Source organism: Streptomyces sp. NPDC001220 (assembly GCF_053597895.1).
In genome coordinates this window covers 763309-775777 of record NZ_JBSFJE010000001.1, presented here as the reverse complement: position 1 = coordinate 775777, position 12469 = coordinate 763309, and the positions used below count along the sequence as shown (strand labels likewise).

Below are 12469 nucleotides of genomic sequence, written 5' to 3'. Positions count from 1 at the left end.
TCCGCCGCCCACCGCCGTCGCGGGATTCATCCGCCGGCTTCCGGGGCGTTGCGGTGCGACGGATAACCTCTCCCCATGAGCAGGCCTCGTTCCTTTGTCCCGCCCGTCGGTGCGCGCGCGTACGCGCTCGCCACCGCGCGAGGTGAGTTCGCCGTCATCGACGCACCCCCGGCCGCCGGGACCGAGTCCAAGGGGACCGCGCTGCTGCTGCCCGGGTTCACCGGCAGCAAGGAGGACTTCAACCCGCTGCACGAGGCTCTGGGTGCGCGCGGGTACCGGACCGTCGCGGTGGACGGCCGTGGGCAGTTCGAGTCGGACGGTCCGGAGGACGACGAATCGGCGTACGCCCAGGAGGAGTTGGCGCGGGACGTGCTCGCGCAGGCGGCCGCGGTCGGCGACGGCCGGCCCGTGCACCTGCTGGGGCACTCCCTCGGCGGTCAGATCGCGCGCGCGGCCGTGCTCCTCGACCACACGCCGTTCCGCTCGCTGACGCTGATGTCCTCGGGCCCGGCGCAGATCTCCGTGCCCCAGCAGCAGCGGGTGAAGCTGCTGCGGGACGCGCTCGCGGTGCTGCCGATGCCCGAGGTGTGGGAGGCCATGCAGGCCATGGAGGCGCCGGAGGAGTTGGTCGAGGGCGACTCGGAGGATCAGGCCCACCAGGAGGACCAGGAGGATCTGCGGCGCCGCTGGCTGGGCAACAAGCCGGCCCAACTCCTGGCTGCTGGACGCCAGTTGTGCACCGAGCCGGACCGCGTCGACGAACTCGCCGCCGTACCGCTGCCGTTCCACGTGCTGTCGGGGGCGCGGGACGACACCTGGCCGGTGCCGCTGCTGGACGAGATGGCGCTACGGCTGCACGCGCATCGGACGGTCATCGCGGGTGCCGAGCACTCCCCCAACACCGACCGGCCGGCCCCCACCGCCGAGGCGATCGCCGCCTTCTGGGACGGCGCGAACGCCTAGGACGTGTCGTGTCCGTCGGATCATCCGCGGACGCGGGGGGGGCGGATCACGCCGCGTGCCGCAGCCGCGGTGTGCGGACAAGGCCCCGAACGCCGGGGTGCGGACAAGGCCGCGAACGCGGGGGGGGGCCGGATCACGCCGCGTGCCGCAGCTGCGGGGTGCGGACAAGGCCCCGAACGCCGGGGTGCGGACAAGGCCGCGAACGGGGGGGCGGATCACGCCGCATGCCCAGCCGCGGGGGCCTGGCACCGCTGGTTTCCTGTGGCCCTGTCCGCCGGACGGGCCCTCGTCGCGAACGGCTAGTACTGCGTCTGAAGGTGTTCCCAGAAGCCGTCCCGGAGGGCTCGGCGCAGGTCGGCCTGGCCGCGCAGGGAGTACTGGAGCAGGCCCTCGGCCTCGACGAGGAGGTCCTGGTCGACCGGGCCCGGCAGGTAGGGGTGGCCGGGCAGCAACTCGACGAGCGCCTCACTGCCCCGCGAGGACAGCCACTTCGCGGCGATCTGCGCGCCGACGAAACGGACGTCCTCCCGGCTGGGTCTGGTGCCGCCGGCCTCGTAGGCGTGGGCGGTGCGCCGGGCGACGTACGGCTTGAAGAACTCGAGGTCGAGGGTGCGTTGACTGTCGACCTCCCAGAGCAGCGGCTCGGCCTGGTTACGGCCCTCGGGCGCCTCGATGCCCCAGAGGTGGACACGGGCGCCGTAGCCCTGGGCCGCCTCGACCGCCGAGACCAGGTCCTCGTCGCCGCCGAGCAGGGCCGCGTCGCTGATGGCGCGGTGCCGGGCGAGTGACTCGAGGTCCGTACGGATCAGGGAGTCGACGCCCTTCTGCTGGTTGTTGGCGTTGAGGTTGCCCAGCCGGACCTTGACGTCGGGCAGTTCGGCGATGGTCTGCTGCTCGGCGGTGTGGATGCGGCGGCGGGCGCCGTCGTACCAGTAGACGCGCAGCAGCCGGCTGTCCGCGAAGATCTGGCGTGCCTTGTCGATGAGCGCCTCGATCAGGCCCTCGGCGTCGAGGTCGAAGGCGCGGCGGTCCTCCGTCCCTGCGACGAGCCGGCCCGTGGCCGCGTAGAGGTAGCCCGCGTCGACGAAGATCGCGTGTGTCGAAGGGGTCTTCGCCACTTCGGCGAGCATGCGGGTGAGCAGCTCGTTCGTGCGATCGATGCGGGCCTGGAGGGCGGCGAGGTCGTCGTTCATCGCCTCCATTGTCCCGGCGGTCACGCTGCGAACACAACCGGTCCCGGTCAGTCTCCCGGACGACTCTTACCGGTCGGTAATTAGGCGTTCGAAAATTTTCTTTAGCCAAGGGAATGTTTGTAACACGCAAGCCGTTGACTGAGAGGAACCAAGACGAAGGGAGAGGCAGATGCGCTTCGAAATCAGGCGACTGGACGAAGTCGACGGCACCACCGTGGACTGCACCGTCGTGGACGCCGCCTCCGTCAACAGGATCGTCCAGCAGGCCGCCGCCATCGGGCAGCGACTGTGGATCCGACCGGCCGAGAACCAGGCTTCGTAAGAGACGAGCACCAGGCCTCGTAAGAGACGAGCACCAGAGCCTCGTAAGGGATACGAGACCCGAGCCACGACAGACGACACACCACGAGACACAACGACGCGCGGAGCACCGCAGAGTCTTCGGAACCCCCGCACGGCACAAGGCCGTGCGGGGGTTCCGCGTCTGTCCGGCCGCCCGGCTACGCGCCCTTGATCACCTGAGTGACGCCGTTGATGATCTGCTGCACCGCGATCGCGGAGAGCATCATGCCCGCGAGCCGCGTCACCAGCACCACGCCGCCGTCCTTGATGACCCGGATGATCAGCAGCGAGTACCGCATCACCAGCCACAGCACGACATGGATGGCCAGGATCGCGGCCCACACGGACACCTGGGCGGAGACGCTGTCCGCCTTCTGCACGGCGAGGATCACCGACACGATCGCGCCGGGCCCCGCCAGCAGCGGCATGCCCAGGGGCACCAGCGCCACGTTGACGTCCTTGGTCTGCTTCGGCTCGTCGTTCTTGCCGGTGAGCAGGTCGAGGGCGATCAGCAGGAGCAGCAGGCCGCCCGCGATCATCAGCGCGGGCACGGAGACGTGCAGGTAGTCGAGGATCTGGTGGCCCAGGAGCCCGAAGACGGTGATCACCCCGCCCGCCACGCACACGGCCTGGAAGGCCATCCGCCGCTGGACCTTGCCGGGCCGGCCGGAGGTGAGGGCGAGGAAGATCGGGGTGATCCCGGGGGGATCCATGATGACGAACAGGGTCAGGAAGAGGGAGCCGAAGACGGCGACGTCGAACATGCGTGAGCCTTGTGCCTAGGTCGGCGCTGCGGGCGGTTGTGCCGCAGGGCGATGGGAGTCACCACGCGCCGGCGAGCCCGGCCCGGGAGGGGGCGGGCCCGACCCTCCGCGCGGGGAATTGGGGAACGGGGGTGAACCTCAGCGTCCGCCGGTCCCCGGGACGGGGAACGCGCCGGTGGCACGGCGCGTGATCTCCCCGTACACCTCGGGGTCGGTCGTGTACTCGCCCAGCGCCACCGTCTTGCGGCTGCCGTGGTAGTCCGAGGATCCGGTGACCAGCAGCCCCAGCTCCGCGGCCAGCCCGCGCAGCCGGACCCGGGTGTCGGCGTCGTGGTCCATGTGGTCGACCTCGATACCGTCGAGGCCGGCCGCGGCCAGCTCGGCGACCGCCGACTCGGGCACCGTACGCCCGCGCTCGGCGGCCGCCGGATGCGCGAACACGCACACCCCGCCGGCCTGCTTGACCAGCCGGATCACCGCGAAGGGGTCGGTCTCGTGCTTCTCCACGAAGGCCCGCCCGCCGTCGGCCAGCCACTCCTTCGTGAACGCGTCGCTCACGGTCGGTACGACACCCAGCTCGACCAGCGCGGAGGCGACATGCGGGCGCCCCACGGAACCGTCGCCGGCGATCCGCCGCACCTGCTCCCAGGTGACCGGCACGCCCAGCCCGTTCAGCTTGGCGACCATGCCCTGGGCGCGCGGCACCCGGTCGTCGCGGACCAGCTCGCGCTCGGCGAGCAGCTCGGGCTCCTCGGGGTCGAAGAGGTAGGCCAGCATGTGCATGGAGACGCCGTCGATACGGCAGGACAGCTCGGCCCCGGTGACCAGGGTGAGACCCTCGGGCAGCGCGGCGACAGCCTCGGCGTGGCCCCGGGTGGTGTCGTGGTCGGTCAGCGCGACGACGTCGAGCCCGGCAGCGGCGGCGTTCCGCACCAGCTCGGCCGGGCTGTCCGTACCGTCGGACGCGGTGGAGTGGCAGTGCAGATCGATACGCACGACGCGGACTCCAGGCGGGACGGGACGGAAGGGACGCGTCAAGGATAGCGGCCGGGAGCGGATGCCCTGTCACACCCGAAGGCCGGGGGTGCCCCGTACAGGCAGGTCACAGGCAGCCCCTGCTTCCACGCGCTAGGGCTCCAGCAGGCGCGGCGACAGCGCCCCGCAGGGCACCAGGTCCACCTCCGCGCCCGCGTCCCGCAGATCCGTGAGCACCAGCTCGTCGTACATCAGCAGGCCGGTCTGCTCGGGCCACACCACCGCCCAGAGCCACATCCCGCGGGCCTCGCCCGCGAAGACGGCCCTGTCGTCCGGCGCTCCCGGTACATGCCACAGCGGCGCCGGCCGGCCGGCGGCCAGCACCTTCGCCTGCGGCGGCTTCTCCACGTCCATCGAGGGCCCGGGATCCGGTCCGTCGATGCCCGCGTACCGGGCGCCGAGGCCGACCCCCAGCTCCTCGGCGACCAGGATCATCTCCCCCACGCCGCCGAGCGGCGCGGGTCCGGAGCAGGCGACGGCGGTCGCGCGCCCACCGCTGCGGTCGTCACCGGCGCAGGCCACGCCCGTGAACAGCCAGCCGACCGGCAGCGGCCAGGGCATCCACACCGGCACCTGGGTGCGGTGCACCACGACATCGAGGGCCTCGACGCTGGGCGGGATCACGGGCTGTACCGGATGCACGGTCCCGTGCACCTCGCACTGCCAGGTGTCGGCGAAGAGGCCGGGAGCCCTGACCCGGCCACCGCACTTCGGGCAACTGGGTTCGCCCCTCATAGGGCCCCACGGTCCTACCCGGAATCCCCCACGTCAAGGACGATCACCCGTCCGGGCGGAACCGGTCACCGGGTGGAGTTAGATGTATCTTGCATTAATTAGCCGCCCTAACTTACTATGTGTATACACCAACCAAATCGGCGTGAGCAGACGAGAGCGGCGGAGGAAGCGCATGGCAGAGTCAGCAGAACCGTTCGACGCGGGGGCGGGCAGCATCCTGCGACAGCCGAAGGCCGTGTGGGCGACGGCCGGCGCGTCCGTCGTCGCCTTCATGGGCATCGGACTCGTCGACCCGATCCTGCCCTCCATAGCCAAGGGCCTGGACGCCACGACCAGTCAGGTCTCCCTGCTCTTCACCTCGTACTTCCTGATCACCGCCGTGGCGATGCTGCTCACCGGCTTCGTCTCCAGCCGGATCGGCGGCCGCAGGACCCTGCTGCTCGGCCTCGCGTTCGTGGTCGTCTTCGCGGGCCTCGCCGGCACGTCGGACACCGTCGGCCAGCTCGTCGGTTTCCGGGCCGGCTGGGGCCTCGGCAACGCCCTGTTCGTCTCGACGGCGCTCGCCGTCATCGTGGGCGCGGCGGCCGGCGGCAGCGCGGCGGCGATCCTGCTCTACGAGTCCGCGCTCGGCCTCGGCATGGCCTGCGGCCCGCTGCTGGGCGCGGTGCTCGGCAACATCAGCTGGCGCTACCCCTTCTTCGGCACGGCCACCCTGATGGCGGTGGGCTTCCTGTGCATCACCGCGTTCCTGAAGGAGCAGCCCAGGCCCGCCCGCAGGACCTCGGTCCTCGACCCGATCCGGGCGCTCGGCCACGGCGGCCTGGCCTCCGTCGCCGCCTCGGCGTTCTTCTACAACTACACGTTCTTCACCGTGCTGGCCTTCACCCCGTTCGTGCTGGACATGACTCCGTACCGCTCGGGTGCCGTGTTCTTCGCCTGGGGTGTGCTGCTCGCGCTCTTCTCGGTGGTGGTGGCCCCGCGCATGCAGCGGCGGTTCGGCTCGCTGAAGGTGCTGGGCGGCTCACTGGTGCTGCTCGCCGTGGACGTCGTCGTGCTCGGCTACGGCAGCCACACCGCCGCGATCGTCTGCACGATCCTGTCCGGCGCGTTCATCGGCGTGAACAACACCGTCTACACCGAACTGGCCCTCGGCGTGTCGGACGCGCCACGCCCGGTGGCGAGCGCGGGCTACAACTTCGTCCGCTGGTTCGCCGCCGCGGCCGCCCCCTACTTCGCGCCGAAGATCGAGGAGTGGACCGACATCCACATCCCGTTCGTGGTGGCGGCGGTCACCGCCGTGCTGGGCGCGGTGGTGGTTCTCGTACGACGGAACGCGCTCGCGCACGAGGCGGCGGAGCTGGCGCCGTCGCACGCCACGGAGGACGGCGTCACCGTCTTCGCCAACTGACCGATTCGGAATGGTGCTTGGTGAGCTTGCTCACCCTCGTGCATCAGTCCAGCGGGACGGACCTGCGGTGCGGATCCCGGAGGTCCGCCCCGTTGGCCAGCCAGCGCTCCTGAAGGGCCTGGGCGCCGTGCACGCGTTTCCAGGCCGCCTCGTTCGGGGTCATCGGCAGCAGCGGCAGGAACCGTACGGGATCGAGCGGCTCGTCCAGTGCCAGATCCTCGACGAGGCCGCCCGGCTCGCCGACCAGGACCGAGGTGAAGGGAGCGCCGGGCCACAGCGGCTCGCCGACGTCCAGCGACGCGCCCGGCGCCACGATCAACCCCTCCACCTGCGGAGACGCGGCCAGGACGGCCAGTGCGCGGAGCACCTTGTCGGTCTCGGCGAGCCCGGCGCGGACCGACAGGACCAGTTCGGCGCGGGGCCCCTTGACGGGGTCCGCGAGCGTCGCGGTGGGGTCGGTCATGGGGTGCGCCGACATGCCGAGCGTCGCGTAGCGCAGGACCTTCTCGCCCTGGAGATCCTCCTGGAACCGGAGCACTTCGATGCGGTCCGTGCCGAGGAAGGTGACCGCCGCGCGCGCGTCCGGTTCGCCCAGTGCGGTGGTCAACCGGGCCTCGACCAGAGGAAGAACATCAGCCATGTCGTGAGCATAGAACTCGTCAGTACCGGGCAAAGCAGCGCCTTGACACTGAGGGCTACTGCTACTCTGACCGCGGTGGTTCGGGGCAGCACGCAGAGCGTCGCGGTCAGACCCCGACGCCATGAGGACTCCCTTACGAGGGACCGGCTGGAGGAGGTGGGGCTGTCATGGATCGAAGTCACCCGTGCAGTACCACTCGCTCTTCCGCCCGCTGATTTCGTCTACTGGTCGGCTGCCGCCTTCACGTTCGCGTTGTCGTTCGGAAGAGCACTTCGTTTTCGCCTGCCTGATCCCTCTGGCCGGTCCGTTCCGGATCTGTCTGGATCCGTTCGTCTGATCCGAATCAGTAGCGAAGTCGCCACCGCAACGGTGCGGTGCTCCCCGCTTTGTGGACGTGCCAAACATCCGCAGTCAGGACGTCCCCATTCCGGGTAGTTCCACCCGTTCGCCGCGGTCTTCCGCTGCCTGTCGCGAAGGAGCCTGCCCATGTCGATGATCCGCGACCTCCGTGCCGTGGTCCGCCCGACCCGCCCCTCCCTGCGCAAGACCCCGCGTGCCGAGACCGGCGCCTACGACACCACCCGCGACCCCGGTACGCCCTCGGCCGTCGTCGACTGCGCCGTGTACCGGGGCGGTGCCCGCGTGGAGACGCCCAAGCCGCTGACGCCGCAGGAGGCGATGCGCCAGGTGCGCCGGGACGGCGGGTTCGTGTGGATCGGCCTGCACGAGCCGACCGAGGCCGAATTCGCCGGTATCGCGGGCGAGTTCGGGCTGCACCCGCTGGCGGTGGAGGACGCCGTACAGGCCCACCAGCGCCCGAAGCTCGAGCGCTACGACGACTCCCTCTTCACCGTCTTCAAGACCATCCACTACGTCGAGCACGACCAGCTCACCGCCAACAGCGAGGTCGTGGAGACCGGCGAGGTGATGTGCTTCACCGGCCGGGACTTCTTCATCACCGTCCGGCACGGCGGGCAGGGCTCGCTGCGGGCGCTGCGGCACCGGCTCCAGGACGACCCCGAGCTGCTCGCCAAGGGCCCCTCGGCCGTGCTGCACGCCATCGCCGACCATGTCGTCGACGGCTACGTCGCGGTCGCCGACGCCGTGCAGGACGACATCGACGAGGTGGAGACCGAGGTCTTCTCGCCCGGCCGCAAGGGCGGGGTCTCGCGTGGTGTGGACTCCGCGCGCATCTACCAACTGAAGCGTGAGGTACTGGAGTTCAAGCGCGCGGTGTCGCCGCTGCTGCGTCCCATGCAGCTGCTCAGTGAGCGCCCGATGCGGCTGGTCGACCCCGACATCCAGAAGTACTTCCGGGACGTCGCCGACCACCTCGCCCGCGTCCAGGAGCAGGTCGTCGGCTTCGACGAACTCCTCAACTCCATCCTCCAGGCCAACCTCGCGCAGGCGTCCGTGGCGCAGAACGAGGACATGCGGAAGATCACGGCATGGGCCGCGATCATCGCCGTACCGACGATGGTGTGCGGTGTGTACGGCATGAACTTCAAGTACATGCCGGAGCTGCACTGGAAGTACGGCTACCCGGTGATCATGGGCATCACGGTCTGCATCTGCCTCGGCATCCACCGCACCCTGAAGCGCAACGGCTGGCTCTAGGCTGAGCGCATGACAAGCGAGCTGCTCGGCCAGGCCCTCGTCGAGGAGGCCACGAAGAAGTCCGGCCTCATCTGGGTCCGGGGCGCCGGGGCGCCGGCCGCTCGTGCGGTGTGGCACGCCTGGGCCGACGGGGGCGTGTGCCTGGTCGGTGACGGGAGCGAGCAGCCGCTGACCGGGCTGGCCGACGGGGGGTCGGCCGAGGTGACCGTCCGCAGCAAGGACAAGGGCGGCCGGCTGGTGACCTGGACGGCGACGGTGACGGAGCTGTCCGCCGGCTCCCCCGAGTGGGACGCGGCGGTGGCGGAGCTGAAGGGCAAGCGCCTCAACGCACCCGACGGCGAGGCCATGACGGACCGCTGGGCGAGGGAGTGCCGGGTGCTGCGCCTGCGCCCGACGGGAGCGACGACACCCATGCCGACGGGAAGCCTCGCGGAGGCTCCGGCGCCAACCCCGGCGACCACCCGGCACCCGATCCCGGCGGGCCTGCCGAAGCTCCTCGCAAGGCGCAGAAAGCCCAAGTAGCCCGCCCCCGGCCCGAGCCCGGCACCCCCGGCCACCACCGACACGAGCCCAGCACCCCCGGCCCCACCATCACGAGCCGAGCCCGCCCCGGCCACCACCGACACGGGCCGAGCCCGGCGCCACCCGCAGCCACCATCACGGGCCGAGCCCGGCATCCCGGCCCCCACCATCACGAGCCGAGCCCGGCACCACCCGCAGCCACCATCACGAGCCGAGCCCGGCACCCCGGCCACCACCGACACGAGCCCAGCACCCCCGGCCCCCGCCGACACGAGCCGAGCCCGGCATCGGCGTCGCGGCTGAGCGCGTCGCGGCTGAGCGCGTCGCGGCCGAGCGCCGTCGCGGCCCAATCCGGTACCGGCGGAATCGCCTTCCAGTGGCTCGCCGGCCGCGCGCGTCCGCCGCCCCGGTGCCCCTACGACGTGGGCAGTTGCTTGCCGTAGTCGACCGTCTCGCCCTTTTTCGGCTCGGTGACGCTGAAGGACCGGCCCCAGTCCGTGAAGGTGAGGGTGCCGGCGCCGCCGGCGCGCTCCAGGCGGAGCGGATACGGCTTGCCCTTCAGCGAGACGTCCAGCGTGCCGCCGGAGCCACCGTCGCCGGCGATGCGGATGGTGGGGGTGCCCGACTGTTCGTGGTGGCCGTCGGTCGAGAGGGAACCGTGCAGGGTCAGCAGGCCCGACAGGAGCAGGTCCTTGTCCGTGAAGCCGCTGAACTTCTTGTACGAAGGGTCGCCCTGCGGAACCTTCACGTACTTGCCGTCGAGGGAGCCGGCCGCACTCGTGTCGCTCCCGTCGGCATGGTTCCAGAAGTCCGCGTCGGCCTGCAGGTACAGCGTCTCGCCCACCCGGAGCAGGTGGAAGGTCGAGCCCTTCGACGTGACCGACCCGGTCCCGCCGTCAGCGTTCAGGCGCATGTCCAGCTGGTAGGTACGTCCGCTCGTGACCACGGTCCCCGCCATCCGGACCGTCGCCACCGACGTCGCCGCCGCACGGGTCTTCGACTGGATGACGTCCGGGGCCAGCTTGCCCACCCCGTTGGTGCCCGCGTCCGGATCCTCACTGCACGCGGTGAGGAGGGCCAGCGCGCACATCGCGGTCACCAGTGCGGCGCGGCGAGTACGGCTACGGCCCGGAGCAATCGCGGTCACGGACGGGGCCACCTTTCTGACGGGTCCGGCACGGCGTACCGCAGCGTACCGGTGCCCCACCCGCCCGGCGGAGCCAGTCCGTCCGGACCGCCCACCAGGGCGTATCCGATCGGTACGGGCTAGCCTGAACCCCACCGAGCAGGCGAAAAGGACAGGAAAGTCACCAAGCGGTACTCCGGTAGAAAAAGGAAGCGAAGCCATGGCAGCCGGCGCTCCCCGGATCTTCGTCTCGCACCTCGCCGGTATCGCCGTCTTCGATCCCAACGGCGACCAGGTGGGACGCGTCAGGGACCTCGTCGTCATGCTCCGCGTCGGCCGCAAGCCCCCACGGCTGCTGGGCCTGGTCGTCGAACTGTCCACCCGGCGCCGCATCTTCCTGCCCATGAACCGGGTGACGAGCATCGAGTCCGGCCAGGTCATCAGCACCGGCGTGCTCAACGTCCGCCGCTTCGAGCAGCGGCCCACCGAGCGCCTGGTCTTCGGTGAACTCCTCGACCGCCGCGTCCAGCTGGTCGAGACCGGCGAGGAGGTCACCGTCCTGGACCTGGGCGCACAGCAGCGGCAGGCCCGCCGGGAGTGGGAGGTCGACCGCGTCTTCGTCCGCAAGGGCCGCACGGGCACCTTCCGGCGGACCAGGGGCGAGTCGCTCACCGTCGACTGGTCGCAGGTCACCGGCTTCTCCCTGGAGGAGCACGGCCAGGGCGCCGAGAGCCTGCTCGCCACCTTCGAGCAACTGCACCCCGCCGACCTCGCCAACGTGCTGCACCACCTCTCCGCCAAGCGCCGCGCCGAGGTGGCCGCCGCGCTGGACGACGACCGCCTGGCCGACGTCCTCGAAGAGCTCCCCGAGGACGACCAGATCGAGATCCTCGGCAAGCTGAAGGAGGAGCGGGCGGCGGACGTCCTGGAGGCCATGGACCCGGACGACGCGGCCGACCTGCTCGCCGAGCTCCCCGAGGAGGACAAGGAGCGGCTGCTGAGCCTGATGCAGCCGGCGGACGCGGCCGAGATGCGGCGGCTGATGTCGTACGAGGAGCACACCGCCGGCGGTCTGATGACGACCGAGCCGATCGTGGTGCGGCCCGACTCCACCGTCGCCGACGCCCTCGCCCGGGTCCGCAACCCCGACCTGTCACCGGCCCTCGCCGCCCAGGTCTACGTCTGCCGCCCGCCCGACGAGACCCCGACCGGCAAGTACCTGGGCACCGTCCACTTCCAGCGCCTGCTGCGCGACCCCCCGTACACCCTGGTCAGTTCACTCCTCGACGACGACCTGCAACCGCTCGACCCCGAGGCCACGCTGCCGATCATCGCCGGGTTCTTCGCCACGTACGACATGGTCGCGGCGCCCGTGGTGGACGAGACCGGGTCGCTGCTGGGCGTGGTGACCGTCGACGACGTCCTGGACCACATGCTGCCCGAGGACTGGCGGGAGACCGAGTTCCACCTGGACGAGGAGGAGCAGGACAAGGGGGTGGGGAGCCATGGCGCCTGAGCGCGAGGGCGGCCGGGAGCGGACACCGTCCGGCGCCACCGCCGCCACCCGGCCGCGCGGACCCCGTCTGGACCAGCCGCGCCCGCCGCGCCGCAGGCTCCTGCCCGAGTGGGACCCGGAGGCCTTCGGCCGGCTCTCCGAGCGCATCGCGCGTTTTCTGGGCACCGGGCGGTTCATCGTCTGGATGACGTTCGTGATCATCCTCTGGGTGCTGTGGAACATCTCGGTGCCCGGCAAGCTCCGCTTCGACGAGTACCCGTTCATCTTCCTGACCCTGGCCCTGTCCCTCCAGGCCTCCTACGCGGCCCCGCTGATCCTGCTCGCGCAGAACAGGCAGGACGACCGCGACCGGGTCAACCTCGAACAGGACCGCAAGCAGAACGAGCGTTCCATCGCCGACACCGAGTACCTGACCCGCGAAATCGCCGCGCTGCGCATGGGCCTGGGCGAGGTGGCGACCCGGGACTGGATCCGTTCCGAGCTGCTGGACCTGCTCAAGGACATGGAGGAGCGACGGGACGGCCACGGCGTATTCCCGGCAGAACGGTCGGCGAGGCGTGACGTAGACGACCGGTGAGGGGCGTTATAGCGGCCCTGCGCGTCGCCGT

At 70.9% G+C, this 12469-nt stretch carries 13 protein-coding genes; 7 read left to right on the top strand and 6 right to left on the bottom strand.

Annotated elements, in window-relative coordinates; translation table 11 throughout:
- Nucleotides 1-75 precede the first annotated feature (75 nt).
- Nucleotides 76-963 (top strand): alpha/beta fold hydrolase, encoded by an 888-nt coding sequence (locus tag ACWDGI_RS03665; protein ID WP_450754936.1) that lies wholly within the window; start codon nucleotides 76-78, stop codon nucleotides 961-963.
- Nucleotides 964-1262: 299 nt separating this feature from the next.
- On the opposite strand, the gene ACWDGI_RS03660 is transcribed toward ACWDGI_RS03665, so the two are convergent.
- Entirely contained in the window at nucleotides 1263-2165 is a 903-nt protein-coding gene (locus tag ACWDGI_RS03660; protein ID WP_450755300.1) for an NYN domain-containing protein, read from the bottom strand.
- 160 nt (nucleotides 2166-2325) lie between these two features.
- Here ACWDGI_RS03660 and ACWDGI_RS03655 point away from each other — a divergent pair, with 160 nt between their 5' ends.
- Nucleotides 2326-2478, top strand: coding sequence for a hypothetical protein (locus tag ACWDGI_RS03655; protein WP_351704745.1), 153 nt, complete (start codon nucleotides 2326-2328; stop codon nucleotides 2476-2478).
- Between the two features lie 178 nt (nucleotides 2479-2656).
- Here the strand turns inward: ACWDGI_RS03655 and ACWDGI_RS03650 are convergent, their stop codons facing one another.
- From ACWDGI_RS03650 to ACWDGI_RS03640, 3 genes are all read right to left on the bottom strand, one after another.
- A complete protein-coding gene (locus ACWDGI_RS03650) occupies nucleotides 2657-3262 on the bottom strand; it encodes a MarC family protein (protein ID WP_450754934.1) in 606 nt (201 codons plus the stop codon).
- Nucleotides 3263-3400: 138 nt separating this feature from the next.
- Nucleotides 3401-4258, bottom strand: a complete 858-nt coding sequence (locus tag ACWDGI_RS03645; protein ID WP_450754932.1) for a PHP domain-containing protein — start codon at nucleotides 4256-4258, stop codon at nucleotides 3401-3403.
- 132 nt (nucleotides 4259-4390) lie between these two features.
- A complete protein-coding gene (locus tag ACWDGI_RS03640) occupies nucleotides 4391-5032 on the bottom strand; it encodes a DUF6758 family protein (protein WP_450754930.1) in 642 nt (213 codons plus the stop codon).
- Nucleotides 5033-5204: 172 nt separating this feature from the next.
- Here ACWDGI_RS03640 and ACWDGI_RS03635 point away from each other — a divergent pair, with 172 nt between their 5' ends.
- Nucleotides 5205-6440 (top strand): MFS transporter, encoded by a 1236-nt coding sequence (locus ACWDGI_RS03635; protein WP_450754928.1) that lies wholly within the window; start codon nucleotides 5205-5207, stop codon nucleotides 6438-6440.
- Nucleotides 6441-6483: 43 nt separating this feature from the next.
- Here the strand turns inward: ACWDGI_RS03635 and ACWDGI_RS03630 are convergent, their stop codons facing one another.
- The gene (locus ACWDGI_RS03630) at nucleotides 6484-7080 is read right to left on the bottom strand and encodes a suppressor of fused domain protein (protein WP_450754927.1); all 597 of its coding nucleotides are present in this window, start codon (nucleotides 7078-7080) and stop codon (nucleotides 6484-6486) included.
- Between the two features lie 486 nt (nucleotides 7081-7566).
- Between ACWDGI_RS03630 and ACWDGI_RS03625 the strand changes: the two genes are divergently transcribed.
- A complete protein-coding gene (locus tag ACWDGI_RS03625) occupies nucleotides 7567-8697 on the top strand; it encodes a magnesium and cobalt transport protein CorA (RefSeq protein ID WP_450754925.1) in 1131 nt (376 codons plus the stop codon).
- A 9-nt stretch (nucleotides 8698-8706) separates the two neighbouring features.
- Nucleotides 8707-9219: a hypothetical protein gene (locus ACWDGI_RS03620; RefSeq protein WP_450754923.1), complete on the top strand. Its 513-nt coding sequence runs from the start codon at nucleotides 8707-8709 to the stop codon at nucleotides 9217-9219.
- 415 nt (nucleotides 9220-9634) lie between these two features.
- Here the strand turns inward: ACWDGI_RS03620 and ACWDGI_RS03615 are convergent, their stop codons facing one another.
- Nucleotides 9635-10366 carry a hypothetical protein gene (locus ACWDGI_RS03615; RefSeq protein ID WP_450754921.1) on the bottom strand — a complete coding sequence of 244 codons (732 nt, stop codon included), beginning with the start codon at nucleotides 10364-10366 and terminating at the stop codon, nucleotides 9635-9637.
- Nucleotides 10367-10565: 199 nt separating this feature from the next.
- Between ACWDGI_RS03615 and ACWDGI_RS03610 the strand changes: the two genes are divergently transcribed.
- Together ACWDGI_RS03610 and ACWDGI_RS03605 are read left to right on the top strand one after the other, a co-directional pair.
- Nucleotides 10566-11861 carry a magnesium transporter MgtE N-terminal domain-containing protein gene (locus ACWDGI_RS03610; RefSeq protein WP_450754919.1) on the top strand — a complete coding sequence of 432 codons (1296 nt, stop codon included), beginning with the start codon at nucleotides 10566-10568 and terminating at the stop codon, nucleotides 11859-11861.
- Entirely contained in the window at nucleotides 11851-12438 is a 588-nt protein-coding gene (locus ACWDGI_RS03605; RefSeq protein WP_450754917.1) for a DUF1003 domain-containing protein, read from the top strand. Before ACWDGI_RS03610 ends, ACWDGI_RS03605 begins: the two co-directional genes overlap by 11 nt.
- Nucleotides 12439-12469: the final 31 nt, after the last annotated feature.